Source organism: Clostridium sp. AM58-1XD (assembly GCF_003464085.1).
Lineage (GTDB): Bacteria > Bacillota > Clostridia > Lachnospirales > Lachnospiraceae > Lachnoclostridium_A.
Genome location: NZ_QSDR01000011.1, coordinates 87,472 through 109,945 on the forward strand (window position 1 = coordinate 87,472; position 22,474 = coordinate 109,945).

General features: G+C 46.2%; 18 protein-coding genes and 3 pseudogenes. 20 read left to right on the forward strand and 1 reads right to left on the reverse strand.

What is annotated here, in order from left to right; all coding sequences use genetic code 11:
• Nucleotides 1-111 precede the first annotated feature (111 nt).
• From DXA13_RS08650 to DXA13_RS08660, 3 genes are all read left to right on the forward strand, one after another.
• Nucleotides 112-1,140, forward strand: a complete 1,029-nt coding sequence (locus DXA13_RS08650) for an acyltransferase family protein (protein WP_118243471.1) — start codon at nt 112-114, stop codon at nt 1,138-1,140.
• A 239-nt stretch (nt 1,141-1,379) separates the two neighbouring features.
• Nucleotides 1,380-1,739 carry a BlaI/MecI/CopY family transcriptional regulator gene (locus DXA13_RS08655; RefSeq protein WP_118243473.1) on the forward strand — a complete coding sequence of 120 codons (360 nt, stop codon included), beginning with the start codon at nt 1,380-1,382 and terminating at the stop codon, nt 1,737-1,739.
• Nucleotides 1,736-4,132 (forward strand): M56 family metallopeptidase, encoded by a 2,397-nt coding sequence (locus DXA13_RS08660; RefSeq protein WP_118243475.1) that lies wholly within the window; start codon nt 1,736-1,738, stop codon nt 4,130-4,132. The genes DXA13_RS08655 and DXA13_RS08660 overlap by 4 nt, the downstream gene beginning before the upstream one ends.
• A 124-nt stretch (nt 4,133-4,256) precedes the next feature.
• Here DXA13_RS08660 and DXA13_RS08665 read toward each other — a convergent pair whose 3' ends face one another.
• On the reverse strand, nt 4,257-5,096 hold the full coding sequence (locus DXA13_RS08665) for a hypothetical protein (protein ID WP_118243477.1): 840 nt from the start codon (nt 5,094-5,096) through the stop codon (nt 4,257-4,259).
• A gap of 134 nt (nt 5,097-5,230) precedes the next feature.
• Here DXA13_RS08665 and DXA13_RS08670 point away from each other — a divergent pair.
• The 17 genes and pseudogenes from DXA13_RS08670 to rplA all read left to right on the forward strand — a co-directional run bounded on the left by DXA13_RS08670 (nt 5,231) and on the right by rplA (nt 22,360).
• Nucleotides 5,231-6,783 (forward strand): annotated as a pseudogene (locus tag DXA13_RS08670) (ABC-F family ATP-binding cassette domain-containing protein).
• A gap of 369 nt (nt 6,784-7,152) precedes the next feature.
• A complete protein-coding gene (locus DXA13_RS08675; RefSeq protein ID WP_118243479.1) occupies nt 7,153-8,160 on the forward strand; it encodes a rod shape-determining protein in 1,008 nt (335 codons plus the stop codon).
• Nucleotides 8,161-8,306: 146 nt separating this feature from the next.
• Entirely contained in the window at nt 8,307-10,529 is a 2,223-nt protein-coding gene (locus DXA13_RS08680; protein ID WP_118243481.1) for an ATP-dependent RecD-like DNA helicase, read from the forward strand.
• Nucleotides 10,530-10,783: 254 nt separating this feature from the next.
• Nucleotides 10,784-11,512, forward strand: coding sequence for a ComF family protein (locus tag DXA13_RS08685; RefSeq protein ID WP_118243483.1), 729 nt, complete (start codon nt 10,784-10,786; stop codon nt 11,510-11,512).
• Nucleotides 11,513-11,632: 120 nt separating this feature from the next.
• Nucleotides 11,633-12,298, forward strand: a complete 666-nt coding sequence (gene deoC, locus DXA13_RS08690) for a deoxyribose-phosphate aldolase (protein WP_118243485.1) — start codon at nt 11,633-11,635, stop codon at nt 12,296-12,298.
• Nucleotides 12,299-12,348: 50 nt separating this feature from the next.
• A complete protein-coding gene (locus tag DXA13_RS08695) occupies nt 12,349-13,434 on the forward strand; it encodes an ABC transporter substrate-binding protein (RefSeq protein ID WP_118243486.1) in 1,086 nt (361 codons plus the stop codon).
• Between the two features lie 168 nt (nt 13,435-13,602).
• Nucleotides 13,603-14,719, forward strand: a pseudogene (locus DXA13_RS08700) (ABC transporter ATP-binding protein).
• Nucleotides 14,712-16,381 (forward strand): annotated as a pseudogene (locus DXA13_RS08705) (iron ABC transporter permease). The pseudogenes DXA13_RS08700 and DXA13_RS08705 overlap by 8 nt, the downstream one beginning before the upstream one ends.
• Nucleotides 16,382-16,553: 172 nt before the next feature.
• Complete coding sequence (locus DXA13_RS08710) at nt 16,554-18,242, forward strand: sensor histidine kinase (RefSeq protein WP_118243489.1); 1,689 nt, start codon at nt 16,554-16,556, stop codon at nt 18,240-18,242.
• A gap of 14 nt (nt 18,243-18,256) precedes the next feature.
• On the forward strand, nt 18,257-18,457 hold the full coding sequence (locus tag DXA13_RS21625; protein ID WP_243009029.1) for a response regulator: 201 nt from the start codon (nt 18,257-18,259) through the stop codon (nt 18,455-18,457).
• Nucleotides 18,454-19,089: a helix-turn-helix domain-containing protein gene (locus DXA13_RS08715; protein WP_243009030.1), complete on the forward strand. Its 636-nt coding sequence runs from the start codon at nt 18,454-18,456 to the stop codon at nt 19,087-19,089. Before DXA13_RS21625 ends, DXA13_RS08715 begins: the two co-directional genes overlap by 4 nt.
• A gap of 82 nt (nt 19,090-19,171) precedes the next feature.
• Complete coding sequence (locus DXA13_RS08720) at nt 19,172-19,903, forward strand: hypothetical protein (RefSeq protein WP_118243491.1); 732 nt, start codon at nt 19,172-19,174, stop codon at nt 19,901-19,903.
• Between the two features lie 263 nt (nt 19,904-20,166).
• Nucleotides 20,167-20,316 (forward strand): 50S ribosomal protein L33, encoded by a 150-nt coding sequence (gene rpmG, locus DXA13_RS08725; protein ID WP_080552267.1) that lies wholly within the window; start codon nt 20,167-20,169, stop codon nt 20,314-20,316.
• A gap of 26 nt (nt 20,317-20,342) precedes the next feature.
• The gene (gene secE / locus DXA13_RS08730) at nt 20,343-20,552 is read left to right on the forward strand and encodes a preprotein translocase subunit SecE (RefSeq protein ID WP_118243493.1); all 210 of its coding nucleotides are present in this window, start codon (nt 20,343-20,345) and stop codon (nt 20,550-20,552) included.
• A 21-nt stretch (nt 20,553-20,573) separates the two neighbouring features.
• Complete coding sequence (gene nusG / locus DXA13_RS08735) at nt 20,574-21,092, forward strand: transcription termination/antitermination protein NusG (RefSeq protein WP_118243495.1); 519 nt, start codon at nt 20,574-20,576, stop codon at nt 21,090-21,092.
• Between the two features lie 82 nt (nt 21,093-21,174).
• The gene (gene rplK / locus DXA13_RS08740) at nt 21,175-21,600 is read left to right on the forward strand and encodes a 50S ribosomal protein L11 (RefSeq protein ID WP_118243497.1); all 426 of its coding nucleotides are present in this window, start codon (nt 21,175-21,177) and stop codon (nt 21,598-21,600) included.
• Between the two features lie 64 nt (nt 21,601-21,664).
• A complete protein-coding gene (gene rplA, locus DXA13_RS08745) occupies nt 21,665-22,360 on the forward strand; it encodes a 50S ribosomal protein L1 (protein WP_118243500.1) in 696 nt (231 codons plus the stop codon).
• Nucleotides 22,361-22,474 lie beyond the last annotated feature (114 nt).

The window sequence follows — 22,474 nt, forward strand, 5'->3', positions numbered from 1 at the left end:
TTTAACTGCCCGTATAGCGGGACGGCGGCGGGGAGTGCTGCAGAATCATCGTATTTTGCGGACTCCCCGCCGTTTTGTGGCTGATAATGATGAATCGTTTGCAGGATAAGAATGATGGACAGAAATTTACAGATCGATAATACAAAAGGAGTTTTGATCATACTGGTAGTAATCGGACATTTTCTGCTTCCGGCTGCCTCCACGCGCCTGACTACAAATATTGTATACCTGATTTATGCATTCCATATGCCGGCATTTATCCTGATTTCCGGATTTTTTGCCAAGGGGATATACAGAAACGGAAGGCTTAGATGGGATCGAATCTTAAAAATGGCCTGGCTCTATGTACTTTACAAGCTGGCGGTTCATGTGACGGAAGGATTGCTGGCAGGAAGCATCCCACCACGGGTCGATTTCTTCCATGAGGCGGGAGCGCCATGGTATCTCCTTGCTCTTGTAATCTGGTACATGTTCCTCCCTGCAGCAGACCGCTTGAAAAAGCTGCTGGGATTGAAAAACACAATGCTGTTTCTGACAGCGGCAGCACTTTTAAGCGGTTACGGAAAAGGGATTGGAGAATTTCTGGCGCTTGACCGTGTGCTGGCTTTTATGCCTTTTTTTTATCTGGGATACTTCAGCATGGAACAGGATTGGAAAAAGCTTGTGAGAGAAAAGCCGGGGAGAAATATCGTGCTGACTGCCGCCGTATTGGTTGCTGCCATTCTATTTCTGGGCATGTATGACTATCTGATTGCTTTTCGGAGAGTCGTTTACGGAGCGGCATACTGGCGGTTTTCTGAGGCAATATATCCATGGGCATGGCTGGTCCGCCTTGTGGAATATGGGATTGCATTTACACTTTCCATGGGATTAATGGCCGCTCTGCCGGACAGGAGGGTGCGGTTTCTCACGAAGCTGGGAGAAAGAACACTTCCGATCTATATTCTTCACAGAATTGTTCGTGATCTCTTTCAGATTTTTGGATTTTATAACTATTATAATCCGGCGTCAAAGATTCAGGTGATCCTGGTGATCTGCGGCTGTGTATGCCTGACGGGAATTCTGGGAAATGAATGGATTAACCGGCTGTTTCAGCAGGTGGCGGCGGTCCCTCAGAATGTATTTCGCCGGCTCAAATGAAAAGACAACTGAATCGTGCGCTGAAGAAAAACGCAGCCTTTGATACCGGATTCCTGTATCAAAGGCTGTATCTGATTAGGTATGTGCTTGTACGGCTTTTTTTCTGTGAGAGTCTGAGCAGCTTTTAGTTAGGAAAAAGTAAGAAATATTTCCTTGTGTCATGTGGTCTATTATGATAGACTAAAGAAAAGGACTATTATAATAGACCATATGGATATTGCGGCAGGAAGGGGAGGAATATGGAAGAACTAAAGTTATACGAGAGCGAATACCGGTTTATGGATTTAATATGGGAAATGGAGCCGGTCCGTTCCATGGATCTGGCCAGAGAAGCCCTGAAAGAGCTGGGATGGAAGAAGTCCACGTGTTATACGGTGTTGAAAAAACTTGGCGAGCGGGGATTTGTAAAGAATGAGGAGGCAGTCGTACGTGCTCTTGTTACGAGAGAACAGGTACAGAAGTATGAGAGCGAGGAGCTTCTGAAAAAGAGCTTTGATAATTCTCTTCCGGCGTTTCTGACCTCCTTTCTGAAAGACAGGAAACTGTCAAAGAGTGAGGCGGAAGAAATTATGAAAATGATAGAGGAGGCGGCCAGATGAGAGAAGAGATTCTGATCACGATATTAAATATGACTTTTACAGGCAGCGTTGTCGCTCTGGTGATTATGGCGGCCAGACTTCTGATCAGAAGGCTTCCGGGAAAGTATGCATATATTCTTTGGGCGGCGGTTGGAATCCGCCTGCTCTGTCCCGTGGTGATGGAAACGAATTTCAGCGCGTTCTTTGTCCATCCGGAGCCGATTGCACAGCACATTGTCTATGAACAGAAGCCGGCTGTTGATTCGGGGGTGTTTTTTCTGGATGAGCCGGTGAATCAAATGCTGGGGCAGATGTCCGCTCCTGATTTAACAGCATCGGTAAATCCCATTCAGATATGGATTGCCCTGGGTACGGCCCTGTGGGCAGCTGGCTGCGTTCTGTTCATTACAATCAATTTTCTGAGATATGCAGGCCTGAAAAGAAGGCTGAAGACAGCAATTCTGTCCACGAAACAGGAGAAGGGACCGCGCGTTTATGAATCCGACATGATTTCATCCCCCATTGCGGCCGGATTTCTCAGGCCTTCCGTTTATATTCCTTTTGGAATGAACGAAGAGGAGAAGGAATACGTAGTTCTTCACGAATGCGTCCATATCAGGAGAAAGGATCATATCGTGAAGCTGGCCGCATTTCTGGCGCTGGCCGTACACTGGTTCAATCCAATCGTATGGCTGAGCTACTGCCTGATGTGTGAAGATATGGAACGGTCATGTGATGAGAAGGTCCTGGATCTGAAAGGGGATCATGCAGGGACAGCTTATTCAGCCATACTGCTTAAGTTCGCCGTGAAGCAAAACAGGCTTCTTCTGCCGCTGGCATTTGGAGAAAGTCATACAAAAATCAGGGTGAAGAATATTCTGCGCTATAGAAAACCGACGGGCCGAATTGGCGCGATTCTTACGGTTGCAGCTGTACTGGCAGGCTGTACGCTGTCTACAAATCCGAAAGAATCAGGAGAGGTCTCAATCATCGGTGGCGCAGACGGACCGACGTCCATTTTTATTGCGGGAAAGTTTGATCCCGATGAACGGACGGTCGACTGTCCGCCTGTGAATCTGGAAGAACTGGCGAATGAAACGCTGGATCCGGACCGGAAAAACCTTCACCTCGACTACGCTTCCAGAGTGCAGGGCATGCTCGTATTCCATGGCCCATGGGGGATTTTAGTCTATGAAAATAAACAGGGGAAGTGGACAATGACCCATTCCATTGACATGGAGAAGGTGGATGATTCTTACATGGCAGAAGGAAAGGACACGAGAGTTCTGGCTTCCTCCGGGGGGATTCTGATTGGAAATAAAATAGACGGAGGATGGGAAGGGGAACCATATTACTATGATTTTGAAACGGGGGAGCTGCTCAGAGACGAGGCCTTTGGATCGCTGATGGATATTCTGCCCGATGAAGGCCGGATCGGCCCGGACCAAAAAATCAGCATCATCAATAACGAAGAGGTAAAAGAAAAAGGAAATCCATATGATTACGGCTTATATCAGATGGAGGAAAATCATCTGGCAATGCTCAATTCCTATACAAACCGGGTGACGGATCTGTGGTTTGCCGATGTGAATTCGGAAACCCAGAGCATGACTCAGGCATATCTCTTCCATGGAGACGGAGAAGAGACGGTATATCAGGAAGAGATAAGACAATTCCTGTTCTACAGAAACGGATACGATTACTATGTGAGCGTTCCGACGGAAACCCTTGAATTCGAGAAAAACGATTCAGGGGAGGACGGATGGCATATACCGGGCAGGAGGGAACTGATCCGTGTGGACAGCCGGGGAAAAAGGGAGCTCCTCGATCCGCTCATGATATCGTGGGAGTCGTCGGAGACGCTGAAAACGCCAGTTATCATGGCAGGAGACCGGCTGATTTACCGCGGAGCCGAAAAAGCAGATACCATTTATTTTAAAACAGAGAGCCTGATCAGTATCGCTCTCGACGGAAGTGACAGGCAGACAGCGGGTAGGGACCGGGTACCGTACAGCACATGGAAGGGATTGTCTCTGGACACGTCAAATAACCAGCTGTATTTTGAAGGCTGGACAAATGACGGGGCGTTTCCAAGGCCGATATACAGGGCCGACACGCGGCTTCAGAATATTGAGAAGATCGGTGAAATTGACGGAACGCTGATTACGGTCAGAGACGGTAATTTTTATTTCCTGCATAAGGATGAACAAAAACAGGCAATCGCAGTTGCCCGTATGGAAGAAGGAGAAGGATATTATTTTTACGATAAATGCGGTTACAATGCAAGTGAATACGCCTGTGAGAAGGCTTATATCGCAGATGGAGAAATCCATGTGACATTCATCAGCCTGAGCGAACCTGATAAAAAGGCGGAATACCGGCTCAGATGTGAAGATACAGAGAAGGCCGATTAAAGCGCAGAAAAAAAGCAATGGGATCGATACCGGATGCAGTGACTTGGCCACCGCCTTGGAACGGAATCCGGTATCGATCCCATTGCTAAACTAACTTTTGCAGTACTTTAGATTTAGTCAAATGCTAATCCACAGTGTGAGAACGCGCCAGCTCACGAAGCTCCTTTAATGCATCGTTGAAACGGCGGGAAACGGCCGTCGGGTTGCCAAGAAGCAGGCCTTTTCGGTAGAAACCGATATGGTGGGTGATCGTTTCACGCTTTTCCATAAGGGATTTCAAACTTTCAGAAAGTACCTGTTCTTTCCTGGCGCGCAGTTCAGCCAGCTTTAATTCCTTGTCCTCCAGGAATTCATCGATGCGCTGTTCTGCCTCCGCCTTGAGAAGAGCCAGCTGCACCTGCATGTCGTCTAAGTCAGCGCGCAGTTTCGTCATTGTTTCCAGGACCTTGCCTAAGGCAAGAGCCTCTCTTGTGGACTGTACGACATCACAGACGAAGAAGATGCTGATTACGGCAGTTCCGGACAGAAGCCATACGGGCCGTACGGAAGTTACAAAGGCGGATATGGGCCGATGGATCACTTCTGTGAGAAAGATTGTAAGGAATCCCCAGGCAATAGAAGAACTGAGGCAGATATATCCCTGAAACTGAAATTTCTGATTGCTGTAGTCCCAATATTTGATTTTAAACAGCCGTTCCATGACATAACCGGTAACGTATTCCAGCAGCGTTGCGGCGATAACACCGGAAATATATACGAGAATGATACTGCCCTTTACAGGGAGAGAGACCCAGAGCATCATGACAGCTCCTGTTCCGTAGAGAGGGAGCATGGGAAGGCGGAGAAAACCGCGGTTCACGAGGCGGTGCTCCCGCACGGATACGTAAACGGATTCAAAAATCCACCCAAAGAAACAATATATATAGAAGAAAGCCATCCATTCATACCAGGTGTAGGTGTACATAAAAACCTCCTTATTGCTGATATTCGTATCATACGCGGTATTGGCCGGAAATGCAATGAAAAAGATAAGATTCTTTTGCTTGCGTTAATTGCTTATGTCATGTAGAATGGTGATGTTTGAAAGGAGTTTTTTCGATGAGTATATTAAATGTTGAACATCTGAGCCATGGATTTGGGGACAGAGCGATCTTTCAGGACGTGTCCTTTAGGCTTTTAAAGGGAGAACATATTGGGCTGATCGGTGCGAATGGAGAGGGAAAATCTACATTTATGAGTATTATTACCGATAAACTGCAGCCGGACGAGGGAAAAGTAGAGTGGGCAAAAAATGTGAGAGCCGGCTATCTGGATCAGCATGCCGTGCTGGATAAGGGAATGACGATCCGTGACGTGCTGAAAAGTGCATTCTCATTTCTTTTTGAGATGGAAGAGCAGATGAACAATATCTGCGAGAAAATGGGAGAAGCGTCAGAAGATGAAATGACAGCCATGATGGAGGAACTCGGAACAATTCAGGACCTTTTAATGGCTCATGATTTTTATATTATCGATTCTAAGGTGGAAGAGGTGGGACGCGCCCTTGGGCTTCAGGAGATTGGGCTGGACAAAGATGTTTCAGAGCTTTCCGGAGGTCAGAGGACAAAAGTTCTTCTGGGCAAGCTGCTTTTGGAGAAACCGGATATCCTGCTTTTGGACGAGCCGACCAACTATCTGGATACAGAGCATATCGAATGGCTGAAACGGTATCTGCAGGAATATGAAAATGCGTTTATCCTCATCTCTCACGATATTCCGTTCCTGAACAGCGTAGTCAATTTGATTTACCACATGGAAAACAGAGGCTGGACCGCTATGTGGGCGATTATGAGAAGTTTCAGGAGGTTTATGAGGTTAAAAAGTCTCAGCTGGAGGCCGCATACCGCAGGCAGCAGCAGGAAATTGCAGAGCTGACGGATTTTGTGGCGCGCAATAAAGCGCGTGTCGCCACCAGGAATATGGCCATGTCACGGCAGAAGAAGCTGGATAAAATGGAAGTAATCGAACTGGCCAGAGAGAAACCGAAGCCGGAATTTCACTTCATGGAAGCCAGAACGGCGGGGAAATATATTTTTGAAACAAACGATCTGGTAATCGGATATGAGGAACCTCTTTCAAAGCCGCTGAACCTGGTGATGGAACGTGGTGATAAGATCGTGCTCAGAGGCGCCAACGGAATCGGCAAGACAACTCTGCTGAAAAGTATTCTGGGATTAATTCCAAGCCTGGAAGGTTCTGTAGAGCTGGGAGATTATCTGCATATTGGATATTTCGAACAGGAGATGGCGCCGGGAAATACGACTACATGTATAGAGGAAATCTGGAAGGAATTCCCTTCTTACACTCAGTATCAGGTGCGTTCCGCTCTGGCCAAGTGCGGCCTTACAACGAAACACATTGAGAGCCAAGTCAGGGTGCTGAGCGGTGGAGAACAGGCAAAAGTGCGCCTGTGCAAACTGATAAACAGGGAAACGAACGTGCTTCTGCTGGATGAGCCGACCAACCATCTGGACGCAGATGCGAAAGAAGAGCTGAAAAGGGCGCTGAAGGAATACAAGGGAAGTATTTTGCTGATCTGCCATGAGCCGGAATTTTATGAAGGCCTGGCGACAAAGGTGTGGGACTGTAAGGAATGGAGTCTGAGGATATAAAAAATAGAGGATAATGCAAGAAGTTGAGCGATACGCAGACACGAAGATACCCGCTGCCTGGGGGAGGCGCGGGTATCATCTTTTCGTTATTTGGGAATGGTAGGTATATAAATAAGAAAATGTTATAGGGGGGCCGGACGGTTGCCCGTCCGGTATGAGTATGAAAAAGCTTTCTGATTTCAAGTTATTACTTGAAACAAAGGCCTGCTATCCTTTCGGATAACATGTTTAAAGTATAGCCGGTAATTGTGACAGAAATATGTCCCCTCTATAAAAAAACCATAAAGATAATAAAAAATAAAAAAAGCCTTTAAAAAAACAGGTGGATTGTATATAATAAAGAAAGCAAAGACAGGAGGAATCAAACATATGATGATGTCAAATGACATTGGAATTGATTTGGGAACAGCCAGCATCCTTGTGTATATTAAAGGAAAAGGCGTTGTGTTAAAAGAACCGTCTGTAGTGGCCATTGACCGCGATACGAATAAAATAATGGAAATCGGTGAAGCAGCAAGACTTATGATTGGACGAACTCCAGGTAATATCGTTGCTGTGAGGCCGCTGCGTCAGGGAGTGATCTCCGATTATACGATTACGGAGAAGATGCTTAAATACTTTATAAATAAGGCTGTCGGAAAGCGTACATTAAGAAAGCCCCGCATCAGTGTCTGTATCCCAAGCGGTGCGACTGAGGTAGAGAGAAAGGCAGTAGAAGATGCGACGTATCAGGCAGGAGCCAGAGAGGTTACGATTATTGAAGAACCGGTTGCAGCGGCGATCGGAGCAGGGATCGACATCTCCAAGGCGTGCGGAAACATGATCGTAGACATCGGAGGCGGTACTGCAGATATTGCAGTTATTTCTCTGGGAGGAACCGTTGTCAGCACGTCTATCAAGGTTGCAGGAGACGACTTTGACGAAGCGCTTGTACGGTACATGAGAAAGAAACATAATCTTCTGATTGGTGAGAGAACAGCTGAGGAGATTAAGATCAATATCGGCGCGGCATATAAGAGGCCGGAGACGCTCACTATGGAAGTGAGAGGGCGTAACCTGGTAACGGGTCTGCCGAAAACGATTGTTGTGACCTCTGACGAGACGCTGGAAGCGCTGCGCGAACCGGCTATGCAGATTGTGGATGCGGTACACAACGTTTTGGAAAGAACTCCTCCGGAGCTGGCCGCCGATATTTATGACAGAGGAATCGTGCTGACAGGCGGAGGTTCCCTTCTGAGCGGGCTGGATTCCCTGATTGAGGAGAAGACAGGCATTACAACGATGGTGGCGGAAGACCCGCTGACTGCAGTTGCAATCGGTACGGGCAAGTTCATTGAATTTACCCATGGCGGAGATGGAAAGCAGCAGGAGTATTAATGATTCACGAATTGGACAGGCAGGGGCCGCTGACAGCGGCCCTTTTTCATTACATAGGATAGTTCTCCGAACTATCCTATGTAATGAAAAAGCCCTCTGGCGCGGGAGTTCGGCTTCGAAAGCAAATGAAAAAGGTGGGTTGGAAATTGGCTACGATCAGCGGTTTTGTGGAAAAAATAAAATATCGCAATGAAGACAACGGTTATACGGTGCTCAATGTTGTTGCCGAGGAGGATGAGTATATTCTGGTAGGAACGTTCCACTACATATCGGAAGGAGAGATGCTGGAAGCGACAGGAACTATGACCGATCATCCGATTTATGGAGAACAGCTTCAGGTAGAGAGCTATGAGATCAAGGTGCCGGAGGACATTCATTCTGTAGAACGCTATCTGGCCTCAGGGGCGGTTAAGGGAATCGGGGCGGCCCTGGCGGCCAGAATCGTGCGCCATTTTAAAGCAGATACATTCCGCATCATGGAAGAAGAACCAGAACGGCTTTCCGAGGTAAAGGGCATAAGTGAGAAAATGGCAATGGCAATTTCGGAGCAGGTGGAAGAGAAAAAAGAGATGCGCCAGGCTATGATGTATCTTCAGAAATATGGAATTTCCATGAATCTGGCCCTCAAAATCTATAACGAATATGGCTCCAGGCTGTATGGGATCATCGAAGAGAATCCATATAGGCTTGCAGATGATATTCCCGGCGTAGGATTTAAGATGGCGGATGAGATTGCCCGCCAGGCCGGTATTTTTACGGATTCGGATTACCGTATCCAATGCGGACTTTTATATACGCTTCTGCAGGCGCTGAACAACGGCCATACATATCTGCCTGAGCAGGAACTCCTTGCAAACGCGTCAGAGCTTCTCAAAGTCCGCCCGGAAGATATGGAGAAGCATCTGATGGATATGCAGATCGATAAGAAGCTGGTGGTAAAAGAGGTTGACGGCGTCCGCATTGTCTACGCCTCCCAGTATTATTACCTGGAAATGAACACGGCCAGGATGTTGTTTGACTTGAATATTAAAGGCAGTGTAGCAGAAGAAGCGGTCTATAAACGTTTGGATGCCATACAGGCCGAGGAAGGGATCGAACTGGATCCCCTTCAGGCCAGAGCTGTAGCAGAAGCGGTTAACAGCGGACTTTTAATTATAACAGGCGGGCCGGGAACGGGAAAAACGACGATAATCAATACGATCCTCAAGTATTTTGAAGGAGAGGGGATGGAAATATTCCTTGCGGCCCCGACGGGGAGGGCGGCGAAGAGGATGACGGAAGCTACGGGATGGGAAGCCAAAACGATACACCGCCTTCTGGAGCTGAACGGGGTGCCTGGTGAAAAGGACAGTACCGGGATGCATTTTGAAAAAAATGAGGAAAATCCTCTGGAAGCAGATGTGGTCATTATCGATGAGATGTCCATGGTGGATATTCATCTGATGCATTCCCTGTTAAAAGCGGTCAATGTGGGCACGCGGCTCATTCTTGTGGGCGATGTGAACCAGCTGCCGTCCGTAGGACCTGGAAGTGTGCTGAAGGATATTATCGATTCCGGCTGTTTCAACGTAGTGAAACTGACCAGGATATTCCGTCAGGCATCTCAAAGTGACATCGTTGTCAATGCCCACAAGATCCATGCAGGAGAACAGATTCCTCTGGGTAAGAGGAGCAATGATTTCCTGTTTATAAAAAGGGATCATCCGGATGCCATAATCAGCGCCATGATCACCCTGATCAAAGAAAAACTGCCGGGATACGTACATGCGGAGCCATTTGATATCCAGATTATGACGCCCATGAGAAAAGGGGCCCTCGGAGTGGAGAGGATCAACGGGATTCTTCAGGAGTTCTTAAATCCGCCGGATAAGTCCAAGGAGGAAAGGGAGTCAGGAGGCGTTACATACCGGGTCGGCGATAAGGTGATGCAGATTAAAAACAATTATCAGTTGGAGTGGGAGACTCGCAGCCGATACGGAATTCCCATGGAGAGCGGACTCGGTGTCTTCAACGGCGATATGGGGATCATACGTGAAATTAATTCTTTTGCCGAAACCATGACCGTGGAGTTCGATGAAGGGAAGATGGTCGAGTACAGTTTCAAGCAGCTGGAAGAACTGGAACTGGCCTATGCAATTACAATTCATAAATCTCAGGGCAGTGAATATCCTGCAGTAATCATTCCCGTTTACAGCGGTCCACGCATGCTGATGACAAGGAATCTGATTTATACGGCAGTGACGAGAGCAAAGAACTGCGTATGCCTGGTGGGCCTGCCTGAAACATTTCAGTCCATGGTCAATAATGAAACGGAGCAGAGGCGGTATACGGGACTCAGGGCCCGGATAGAAGAGATCGCCCAGCTGTAAAGCGGCAGATTCTAAAAGGCAGGCGCACAGGTACGATACAAAAATACAACATATAAATACAACATACAAATACAACATATAGTAAACATGCAAATCCAACACACATCACATTATGAAAGAGAGCGCTGTAGAAAGAAGTAAAGAATTGCCGCCGATTTCAGATGAAGCGACTCGGCTGCCGCCTGGAACGGAATCTGGCATCGGCGGCAATTCTGGCTCGACTCTTTCATCGCTCTGCGTTCACCTAAAATCATATGAAGAAAATTCTTAAAAAATCTGCGTCTTTTTTGACAGACGCATTATTTCCAAGACGCTGCCCCGTCTGTGAAGGCATCGTCTCATCTGGGGGCAGTCTGATCTGCCCGTCATGTTTTTCTAAATTATCTTTTGTGAAATCCCCAACGTGTAAAAAATGTGGAAAAGAAGTTATGAACGACAGAATAGAATACTGCTATGACTGTACCAGGCATCTTCGTACGTTTGAAGCCGGAATGGCTCTTCTCAATTACAATGATGCCGCAGCCGGATCCATGGCTCAGATAAAATATCATAATAAAAGGGAATATCTGGATTTCTATGGGGAGGCCATCGTCAGGAGATACGGAAAAAGAATCTTCCGTATCCATCCGGATGCGCTGATTCCCGTACCGGTTCATCCGTCCAAGATGAGGACGCGGGGCTACAATCAGGCAGAGCTGCTGGCGGACCGAATCGGCAGACAGCTTGGCCTGCCGGTAAATTCAGACATTCTTTTGAGGAGCAGAAAGACAGAACCTCAGAAAGACCTTTCACCTCAGGAGCGGTTTAAAAATCTGGAAAAGGCGTTTACGGCAGTGCATGTGCCGGAAAGCATGCATAAGGTCCTGCTGGTTGATGATATTTATACGACCGGAAGTACGGCAGAGGCGTGTACAAGGGCCCTGAAACAACAGGGAATTGAGCGGGTTTATTTTCTGACAATATGTATTGGATATGGCAAATGACAGTTAGTTCAGAATTTTGGATAATTGTACTGTTATTAGGATGGTGTGAAAAAAGGAAGTTCGGTATAATGAAGTCAGTTGGAACGAAGGATGATCTGACAGAAAAAAGGGAGGGATTTTATGACAAACCAGGAGATCCTCTCTCATGTAGACCATACGTTGCTGAAAGCAGTATCTACATGGGACGAGATTCAGAAAATATGTGAGGAGGCGCTGGAAAATCATACGGCGTCCGTATGTGTACCGCCCAGCTATATCAAGAGAATCGCAGATACATATGGCAATAAGATCAACATTTGTACGGTGATCGGTTTTCCTCTGGGGTATAACACGACTGCGGTGAAAGTATTTGAGGTACAGCAGGCTATCGCCGACGGAGCTGGGGAAGTCGATATGGTCGTTAATATCGGCGACGTAAAGAACGGGGATTTTGACAAAGTCACGAAAGAAATTGAAGCTTTGAAAAAGGCTGCCGGAGATCATGTTCTGAAGGTGATTATAGAGACGTGTTATCTGACAGAAGAAGAAAAAATCAGGCTTTGCCAATGTGTTACAGATGGCGGAGCTGATTATATCAAGACATCCACCGGTTTTGGAACAGCTGGAGCAAAAATTGAGGATGTGCGCCTTTTCAAACAGTACATCGGTCCGAACGTAAAGATTAAGGCCGCCGGCGGCGTAAAGACAAAGGCCGACCTGGAACTGTTTCTGGAGGAAGGCTGTGACAGAATTGGTACAAGTTCCGCACTTATGCTGCTGAAAGGGGAAGCAGCCGGACAGTATTGATCTGATGGGAAGAGTTTCATATATTTTCATATAAAGAGGAGGAGTTTACAATGAAAAAAAGAATGTTATCCGTATTATGCATTTCAGCAATGGCATTGGGCCTGACGGCCTGCGGAGGCGGAAAGGAAGCAGCTCCGGCTGACAATGGAGCGAAAGAAGAAGTGAAATCTGAGGCTGCCGACACAGGCGATAAGAAAGATGATAAGGCCGGAGGAGGAAAACTGATTATTTACAGCCCTCTGACAGAGTCCATGATTGATTCCATGCTATCCAAGTTTGAAGAAGATACGGGAATTGACGCCGAGTGCCTGGCAATGGGAACAGGAGACGCCTTAAAGAGAATCCAGACAGAGGCCGACAGCCCGCAGGCGGATGTTCTCTGGTCAGGAACAATCGGAACCGTTAAGAACAAAAGTGAGTATTTTGCCGATTATACCTGCGTAAATGAAGATGCATTCTACGACGAGTACAAGAATACGGAAGGAAACCTGACGAGATTCGATACCATTCCGTCCGTTATTATGGTAAACACCGATCTGATCGGCGATATCGAAATTAAAGGCTATGAAGACCTCCTGAATCCGGAGCTGAAAGGAAAGATTGCATTTGCAGATCCTGCGGCGTCCTCTTCATCCTTTGAGCACCTGGTAAATATGCTTTACGCAATGGGAGAGGGAAATCCTGAGAATGGATGGGATTATGTGAAACAGTTCTGCGCACAGCTGGATGGAAAACTCCTCGGCGGATCATCCGCAGTGTACAAGGGCGTTGCAGACGGCGAGTATACAGTTGGACTTACATTTGAGCAGGGATCTGCACAGTATGTAGGAGCCGGCGCTCCTGTTAAGACGGTCTATATGGAAGAAGGCGTAATCTTCCGTGGTGACGGCGTTTATATTATCAAGGGCTGCCCGAACGAAGAAAATGCCCAGAAGTTTGTAGACTGGCTGACAAGTCAGGAAGTTCAGGAATATATGAACAATACTCAGTACAGAAGAACCATCCGCAAAGACGTTCCGGCAGGCGATTCCATGGAACCAATGGAAAACATCAGTGTGATCCAGGATGACGAAACGGATACGGCAGAACATAAATCTGAGTGGCTGGAAGCTTTCAAGGATATCTTTACAGAATAATTATGTAACTGAAAATGGACTGAAAAGAGGGTGCTGCAAAAGTGAAGTCAGCGTGCCGCCGATACCAGATTCCGTTCCAGGCGGTGGCCAAGTCACTACATCTGGTATCGGTGGCAATGCTTTATTCTTTTTGCGGCGCCCTTTTCTTAATAGGCAGAGGGTGAAAAAATGAGTGTTTCGATAGGAATAGATAATGTAGTAAAAAAATATGGGGATCTGACAATCATTCCGGATTTGTCAGCACAGATTAAAAATGGGGAGTTTTTTACGCTGCTCGGCCCGTCCGGCTGCGGCAAGACAACGCTGCTTCGTATGATTGCAGGATTTAACAGTATTGAAGGCGGTACGATCAAGTTTGAAGACCAGGTAATTAATGATATACCGGCTCAGAAGAGAAACATCGGCATGGTTTTTCAGAGCTACGCTATTTTTCCTCATCTGACCGTAAGACAGAACGTGGAGTATGGACTCAAGATCCGCAAGACGCCAGGGATGAGATGAAACAGAGGTCGATGAAATATTAAAAGTCGTGAAGATCGATGAATACCAGGACCGTCTTCCTGAAAGGCTGTCCGGAGGCCAGCAGCAGCGTGTGGCCCTGGCCCGCGCCATTGTGATTCATCCTCAGGTGCTTCTGATGGATGAGCCGCTTTCCAACCTGGATGCAAAGCTGCGTATCGAGATGAGGAGCGCAATCCGTGACGTACAGAAACAGGTCGGCATTACTACTGTATATGTAACACACGATCAGGAAGAGGCCCTGGCGATTTCAGACAGGATTGCAGTTATGAAGCTAGGAGTGATTCAGCAGATCGGTACGCCGCAGAGCATATATGCCCGTCCTTACAATGCATTCGTATCCACATTTATCGGCCATTCCAATCTGTTCTATGCAAATATAAAGAAAGACGGAGATAAGAAACTGGTTGTATTCCGCAATGGCTACAAGGCTGAGATGCCGAATCTTATGGATACGGTGGAAGACGGACAGGAAGTTGTCGTATCTGTCAGACCGGAAGAATTTTCATTAAATGAAAATGGCATGGAATGCGAAATCATCAGCAGGACATTCCTTGGAAAATATACGAATTACTTCCTGAAATTCGATGATAATATCATCGTGGAAAATCAGCCCAGTATTGAGTACTCTCAGGATCTGGGCCATGTAGACCGGATCTTTGACGTAGGGGAGAAGATACGCCTCCGCGCAAATCCAAACAAGATCAATGTATTCACAAAGGATATGGAACAGAGTCTGATAAAGGATGTGAAGAGATATGAATAAAAGAAAATTTAGATGGGACTTCTGGAATGTCGTCACTCTGGCGATCATCGTTCTGTTTATTATATGTCTGATTTATCCTCTTTTAAATCTGTTCCTGAGCGGATTTAAAGAGACGACGAGAGTGGACGGTCAGGACATCTCTGTGTGGACCATGGCAAACTATGCGAAGTTTTTTGCCAAGAAATATTACACCAGTGCGCTGCTCAATTCATTTAAGCTGACGATTTCAGTAACTGCAGTTGCGATTCTTCTTGGAGTCCCGCTGGCGTACTTTATGTCATTTTATAAGATTAAGGGAAAAGGACTTCTGGAGATCATGTTCATTATTTCCATGATGAGCCCTAACTTCATCGGCGCGTATTCCTGGATTCTTCTCCTTGGAAGAAGCGGAAGCGTTACGCAGTTTCTGAAAGGATTTGGAATTCATGTTCCGTCTATTTACGGATTCGGAGGCATGCTTCTCGTATTTTCCCTGAAATTGTATCCGTTTATTTACATGTATGTTTCGGGAGCTTTAAAGAAAATCGACGTGGCTCTTTCAGAAGCGGCAGAGAGCCTTGGCTGCGGCGGGATTAAAAAAGTATTCACTGTCATCATGCCGCTCGTTACGCCGACTCTTGTAGCTGCATCTCTTCTGGTATTTATGAACTGTATGGCGGATTTTGGTACTCCCGCCCTGATCGGTGAGGGCTACCGCGTCATGCCTACACTCGTATACTCTGAATTCGTAGGCGAGACCGGCGGATCTGCTAACTTCGCCGCATGCATGGCCACCATCATGGTTGTCGTCACAGCAGCCGTATTTCTGATTCAGAATGGTATGTAAATACGAAATCATTTGCGATGAGCTCCATGCGCCCGATTCAGCCGAAGGCAGCCGGTGGAGTCAAAGGTGTCCTGATCCATTTATACATCTATCTCCTTGCAGGATTTTCCATCATTCCTCAGTGCATGGTCGTATATACCTCCTTTAAGGCAACCAAGATGCAGGTATTTGTGGAAGGATTCTCCCTGGAAAGCTATCAGAAGATTTTCTCTACAGCGATTCAGTCCATTAAAAATACATATTTGTATTGTTTCATAGCAATTTTGATTATCGTAGTACTCGGCATGCTGATCGCCTATCTGGCGGTGAGAAGAAAGAACTGGCTGACGAACCTGATCGATACGATCGCAATGTTCCCATATATTGTACCAGGTTCCGTACTCGGTATTACTCTTATGATCGCGTTTAACAGACCGCCTGTCATGCTGGCAGGAACAGCAATTATTATGATTATTTCACTCGTCATCAGGCGCCAGGCATATACGCTACGCTCCAGCTCCGCAATCCTTTATCAGATCAGTCCGAGCATGGAAGAGGCGGCAATCAGCCTGGGCGATTCTCCGGCCAAATCATTTGTGAAGGTGACGGCCAAGATGATGATGCCAGGCGTTCTTTCCGGAGCGATCTTAAGCTGGATTACTCTGATTAATGAACTTAGTTCGTCCGTTATGCTCTATACGGCGAATACGAGAACCATGTCGGTCGCTATTTATAATGAAGTAATCCGGGCAAGCTACGGAACGGCTGCCGCGCTGGCTACCATACTGACGGCCACCACAGTTATATCCCTGCTCATCTTCTTCAAAGTTTCCGGAAGCAAGGATGTTACCATGTAGGGAATGTCTGAATGTATGAGATTACATGATTGCGAGTTTCATAGGTACGATTTGAGGCCTGCCCGGGCATATGCTGCCCGGGGGGCTTTTGGCCGTTAAAAAGCTATGGTGGTGACAGGGAATAAAAAGCATGATATACTGCCCATAAGTATGATGATCATGGAGGAAAGCCTTGAAAAAGCAGACCAGTTTTAAAGAAGAAATCAGGAAAAGTTTAATCAGCCATGCCCTGATTCCGTGTATTCTGTCCATATTTGTGCTGATTATCGCATTTACGGTTGTCGGCCTGCATCTGATTGCAAAAAAGAATATCAGGACATGCAAGGAATTTGCCGCGGGCTTTACGGAACTGATTGAAGGTTATTCCAAAAAGGCAGAAGAAATAAGTGGAAAGATTTCAATATCAGACTTTCGGGATCGGACACGCTACAGAGTAGAGGAAGTTTCAGAGATCTATCAGTTTCTGAACAGACAGGAAATCAGAGGCGAGTATTATCTTTTTGACAGCGAGTACAACCTCCTCTTTTCTACAGCGAATGATTCTGTCGTAGAAGGATATGTGAGGAATCATCTGCAGGGAAACCGAAATGATGATGAATCCTGGAACAAGATGGTGTTTATGTATGACAATTATAATCTGAGAAGAAAGACGCCTCCTTCCTGCGTGATTTTTAAAAAGATCGGCGGGAAATCAGTGACTGCCGGATATGGAGGCTTTGTACTGTCTGCGGACTGTTTTGAAGGCAGTCAGGGGACGCAGGACCTGTCTTTGATCGTAACAAACCGTTTTGAACGGGTGTTCACGGGAGGGCCGGCTAAATTTATAAATGAAAGAGGAAAACTGGAGGAGGGCGTTAAAAAAGAGAAGGGCATTTTCAGGATGGACGGCCGGTGGTATTTTATGGCTCCGAACGCAGTGTTTGACGGGGAAGCCAAGGTGTTTGCAGTGTCTGACTGTACGGCATTTATACAGCTGATTGTCATATCCTCTGTGATTGTGGTGGTTCTGGCGGCAGTTATGATATGTTCCATCTACATGAGCGCAAGAACGATTGCCACGAAGAAAACGGATATCATGTATGACCTTATATCCGCGCTAGAACAGGTGGAAAAGGGAAACTTCGATGTGAAGCTGAACATACAGTCCAGTGATGAATTTGAGACAATTGGCAATACGTTCAATATCATGCTTGGCAGCATTAAGCATCTGATCAGCCGTCACCAGGAGCTGGCGAGAGAAAATACGCTGGCAACCGTTCAGGCGCTGGAATCCCAGTTCAATCCCCACTTCCTTTTTAACACGCTGGAATCCATCCGGTATATGATTAAATTTGAGCCCAAAACGGCAGAAAAGATGATCGTCAGCCTGTCAAGACTTCTGAGATACAGCATACAGCAGGGAGAGGAAACGGCAACTTTAAAGGAAGAAGCGGGATTCGCCGACAGGTACCTTCAAATTATGCTTTATCGCTATGGGGAGCGGCTGAAGTACAGGATCGATGTGGACGAGAGTGTGAAAGATATCGAGGTACCCAGAATGATCCTTCAGCCTATCGTGGAAAATTCCATAAAATATGGATTCGGAGATGAGGAGAATCTGGAAATTACGATTACGGCGGGAATCAAAGAGGGAGAGCTGGAGATTGTGGTTCGCGATGACGGAAAGGGAATCGAAGAAGAGCTGCTTGAGAACCTGAAGGAAAATCTGACACACCGTCATAACCGTTCTGAACACATCGGACTATATAATGTGCACAGACGAGTTCATCTGTTATATGGAGGAAAGTACGGAGCGTACATAGAGAGTGTTCCGGGAAAAGGTACGGCGGTAAAGCTGATTATACCGGCAGATGAAATATAAAGGGGGAGGAACGATTGCTTCTGAAAGTACTGATTGTAGAGGATGAAGAAATTATAAGAAAAGGCCTTCTGTTCGCTATTAACTGGCTGGACATGGGCTGTATTGTAGCCGGGGCGGCAAAGGATGGGGCGGAAGGGCTGAAAATGATAGAAAAAGAAAGCCCGGATGTAGTGCTTACGGATATCCGGATGCCTAAAATGTCGGGCCTCAGATGATTGAAGAGGGCCTGAAAATCCGAAGCTTTCGAAGCATCATACTGACAAGCTATTCGGAATTCAGCCTGGCCCGGCAGGCGCTTCATATCGGAGTGGCCGATTATCTGCTGAAACCGGTGGATGAAGACGAGCTGAAGGAAGTCCTGGAAAAGGTTCGGAAACAGCTTGAGGAGGCGAACAAGTTTAAAAAGATCGAACAGATTTCACAGGACAGAGTTTTGACGGAAAATACGGACTGGAAAATTTTCGAGATTGCGGAAAACAGCATGGATACATATGTAAAACAGACATATGAAATTATTAAAGAGCACTATACGGAGAAACTGAGCATTAATTCTGTAGCGGAGCAGCTGGGGATCAGTCCGAGCTTTCTGAGCAGGAGGCTGAAATCCAACCTGAACGCCACTTTTGTGGATGTTCTGAATCAGTACAGGGTGAAGCGGTCTATCCATCTTTTGAAAAAAGGGACAATGAGGATATATGAAATTTCCGACAATTTGGGATTCAGCGAATACAAGTATTTCTGCAGCGTATTTAAACGGTATACGGGTACAAGCCCTACGGAGTTTGTAAAAAACGGCGGCAGCGCAGTCGTCATGGATAAAAAAGAAGAGAGCATTTCATATAAATAATTCATGAAATGATTGACAAACAAAAAGAATCTGGTATGATAAATTTGTATAACGCAGATCATTTGCATATAGGGAGGAAAAAATGAAAAAACGTTTAGTGTTATTAGTGGCAGCCATTACAGCAGTGTCCATGTGGGCTCAGGGATGTTCCAAGCCGGCAGAGAAGGCTGAGACAACAGAAGCAGTTACGACAGAGGCAGCTTCCGCAGAAGAGACAACAGCAGAAGAGACAACAGAAGCAGAAGAAACAGAAGCAGCAGAAGCAGCAGCTTCCGAGAGCGCAATTCCGGCAGAATATGAGAAATATTTATCCTGGACAAGTAACGAGTGGTCTTCCGCATCGGATGAAGAGAAGAGCGAGGGCGTCGTTGCATACGTTCTGTATGATGCAATCGTATACCAGGGGGTGAAAGGCCTGACAGCAGAAGAAGTAAAGAAAGAACCACAGCTGGCTCAGATTAGGCCGATGCTTGAAAACTCTTTCGCTAACATGGGCGATAGGACAATGAAGGAAATCTGTGATTTAGGCCATTCTACTACAGTTTCTCTGGATGATATCGATCTTCCTGCTGACGTAAAGGAAAAATTACAGGTCACGGCATCAAAATGGGCAGCAGCTTCCGACGATGAAAGGGTAGAAATTGCGAAGTGCATGGTACTGGCAGTAGGCCTGATGACAGGTCAGGAAATTACCATGGAACAGGTCGATGGACTTGGAGATGAGATTTTAAGCCAGGTGACAACGATCGACGGTCTGTTCTCATCAGGACTTTACGGAGAGGCTACTCTCTACGAAATCCTCGGTTCAGCATAAACAGACAGAAAGAGCAGTTTCATAAGACTGAAAGACTTTAAACAATACCATGCTGTGGAAAGAAGCCGTATATGGCGTAGAAAAACGTCCCGGCAGCCTCGCAGAACGAGGCTTTCCGCAGCATGGAAAATTGATGAAAACCCTTGACGTAGCTGAATAATTGTGATACAGTGGACTGGCGAATGGAAGAGCTTAGGTCTTTTTTTTTATGCTTAAAATTAAAGAAAGACCGGAAAACGAAAATTTAAGTGGAGGTGGAAGTCGTGCGCACAAAGATTACACTGGCATGTACAGAATGCAAACAACGTAACTACAACATGACCAAGGATAAGAAGACTCATCCTGACAGAATGGAAACAAAAAAGTATTGTAGATTCTGTAAGACACATACTTTACACAAAGAAACCAAATAATAAGGTTCAGTAAAGGATGTGAGATTATGGGTGATACAGTAAAAAATGGAGAAACTCCGAAGAAGAGTTTCATCGAGGGGTTGCGCTCCGAGTACAAGAAGATTGTCTGGCCAGATCAGGATACTTTAAAGAAGCAGACCGTTGCAGTTTTAATTTCATCTGTGGCACTGGGACTTATCATTGCAATCCTGGATTTCATTATCAAATTTGGCATCGATCGTGTCTTGATTCGATAAGATAAGGCGAGGGTGGACGATATGGCAGAAGCACATTGGTATGTAGTGCATACTTATTCAGGCTACGAGAACAAGGTAAAAGTCGATATTGAAAAAACGATTGAAAACAGAAACCTTCAGGATCAGATTTTAGAAGTATCAGTTCCGATGCTTCCCGTTGTTGAAGTGAAGAACGGCATTGAGAAACAGGCAGATAAGAAGATGTTTCCCGGCTACGTTCTCATTAAGATGGTGATGAATGATGATACCTGGTACGTTGTAAGGAATACCCGTGGTGTGACAGGATTTGTCGGTCCGGGTTCCAAGCCTGTGCCGCTGACAGAGGAAGAGATTCAGAGTCTTGGATTCCAGATGCAGCAGGAGGTCGCTGTTGATTTCGAGGTAGGCGACCTGATCGTCGTTACCGCAGGTGCATGGAAAGATACCGTTGGAGCGATCAAAGCGATCAATGAGGCTAAGAAATCCATCACAATCAGTGTCGAGATGTTTGGCCGTGAGACCCCGGTTGAACTTAATTTCACAGAAGTGAAGAAGATGTAACGAGAGAATCGGCCTTTATCCGTTAAAGGCTGGTGGGAGGGAAATCCCCGACAATACCACATTATGTAGGAGGTGCCTAATTATGGCAAAGAAAGTAACAGGTTATATTAAATTACAGATTCCTGCTGGAAAGGCTACACCAGCACCGCCAGTTGGTCCTGCACTTGGACAGCATGGCGTTAATATTGTTCAGTTTACAAAGGAATTTAATGCAAGAACAGCAGACCAGGGAGATTTAGTAATCCCGGTTGTTATTACCGTTTATGCTGACAGAAGCTTCAGCTTCATCACAAAGACTCCGCCAGCTGCTGTTTTGTTAAAGAAGGCTTGCAAGATTAAATCTGGATCTGCAGTACCGAACAAGACAAAAGTAGCTACCATTTCCAAGGATGAGGTTCGCAAGATTGCTGAACTGAAGATGCCAGACTTAAATGCTGCAAGCGTTGAAGCTGCTATGAGCATGATCGCTGGTACAGCAAGAAGTATGGGTATCACTGTAGAAGAATAAGGAATGGTTTCTTTAAAAACGTGGGAGGGAAATCCCCGACAATACCACTAGGAGGTTATTTAGAATGAAAAGAGGAAAAAGATATATCGAGGCTGCTAAATTAGTAGATCGTACAACTCTTTATGATGTACCAGAAGCAATTTCTATCGTTAAGAAGACTGCTGGTGCAAAATTTGATGAGACAATCGAAGCTCACTTAAGAACCGGCTGTGACGGACGTCACGCAGATCAGCAGATCCGTGGTGCAGTTGTACTGCCTCATGGAACTGGAAAAACTGTTAGAATCCTTGTATTTGCAAAGGGACCGAAGGCTGACGAGGCTCAGGCTGCAGGTGCAGATTTCGTAGGAGCAGAGGAACTGATCCCGAAGATCCAGAACGAAGGCTGGTTAGACTTTGACGTAGTTGTTGCTACACCTGACATGATGGGTGTTGTTGGACGTCTCGGACGTGTACTCGGACCGAAGGGCTTAATGCCAAACCCGAAGGCTGGTACGGTTACGATGGACGTTGCAAAAGCAATCAACGAGATCAAAGCTGGTAAGATTGAGTACAGACTCGATAAAACAAACATTATCCACGTGCCAGTTGGAAAAGCTTCTTTCACAGAAGAACAGTTAGCGGACAACTTCCAGACGCTTGTTGATGCAATCATGAAGGCTAGACCAAGTGCATTAAAGGGAACGTTCTTAAAGAGCATCACTTTAACATCCACTATGGGTCCTGGCGTAAAGCTGAATGTAGCTAAGTTAGGCAACTAATCCTGCACAGGATTGTATCAGATATAAGAAATATATGAAGAAGAGAGCCGATGCGGGAAACAGCCTGTAGCGGCTCTCTTCTTCCTTTCAGAGAAACATCTTGCCACTGCAAAG

Excerpts from the sequence above, each read along its gene's own strand:
- DXA13_RS08660 (WP_118243475.1), top strand. The coding sequence starts at position 1,736 with ATGAGAGAAGAGATTCTGATCACGATATTAAATATGACTTTTACAGGC.
- rplA (WP_118243500.1), top strand. The coding sequence starts at position 21,665 with ATGAAAAGAGGAAAAAGATATATCGAGGCTGCTAAATTAGTAGATCGT.
- DXA13_RS08655 (WP_118243473.1), top strand. The coding sequence starts at position 1,380 with ATGGAAGAACTAAAGTTATACGAGAGCGAATACCGGTTTATGGATTTA.
- DXA13_RS08695 (WP_118243486.1), top strand. The coding sequence starts at position 12,349 with ATGAAAAAAAGAATGTTATCCGTATTATGCATTTCAGCAATGGCATTG.
- DXA13_RS08675 (WP_118243479.1), top strand. The coding sequence starts at position 7,153 with ATGATGATGTCAAATGACATTGGAATTGATTTGGGAACAGCCAGCATC.
- DXA13_RS08685 (WP_118243483.1), top strand. The coding sequence starts at position 10,784 with ATGAAGAAAATTCTTAAAAAATCTGCGTCTTTTTTGACAGACGCATTA.
- DXA13_RS08650 (WP_118243471.1), top strand. The coding sequence starts at position 112 with ATGATGGACAGAAATTTACAGATCGATAATACAAAAGGAGTTTTGATC.
- DXA13_RS08720 (WP_118243491.1), top strand. The coding sequence starts at position 19,172 with ATGAAAAAACGTTTAGTGTTATTAGTGGCAGCCATTACAGCAGTGTCC.
- deoC (WP_118243485.1), top strand. The coding sequence starts at position 11,633 with ATGACAAACCAGGAGATCCTCTCTCATGTAGACCATACGTTGCTGAAA.
- rplK (WP_118243497.1), top strand. The coding sequence starts at position 21,175 with ATGGCAAAGAAAGTAACAGGTTATATTAAATTACAGATTCCTGCTGGA.
- DXA13_RS08665 (WP_118243477.1), bottom strand. The coding sequence starts at position 5,096 with ATGTACACCTACACCTGGTATGAATGGATGGCTTTCTTCTATATATAT.
- nusG (WP_118243495.1), top strand. The coding sequence starts at position 20,574 with ATGGCAGAAGCACATTGGTATGTAGTGCATACTTATTCAGGCTACGAG.
- DXA13_RS08715 (WP_243009030.1), top strand. The coding sequence starts at position 18,454 with ATGATTGAAGAGGGCCTGAAAATCCGAAGCTTTCGAAGCATCATACTG.
- secE (WP_118243493.1), top strand. The coding sequence starts at position 20,343 with ATGGGTGATACAGTAAAAAATGGAGAAACTCCGAAGAAGAGTTTCATC.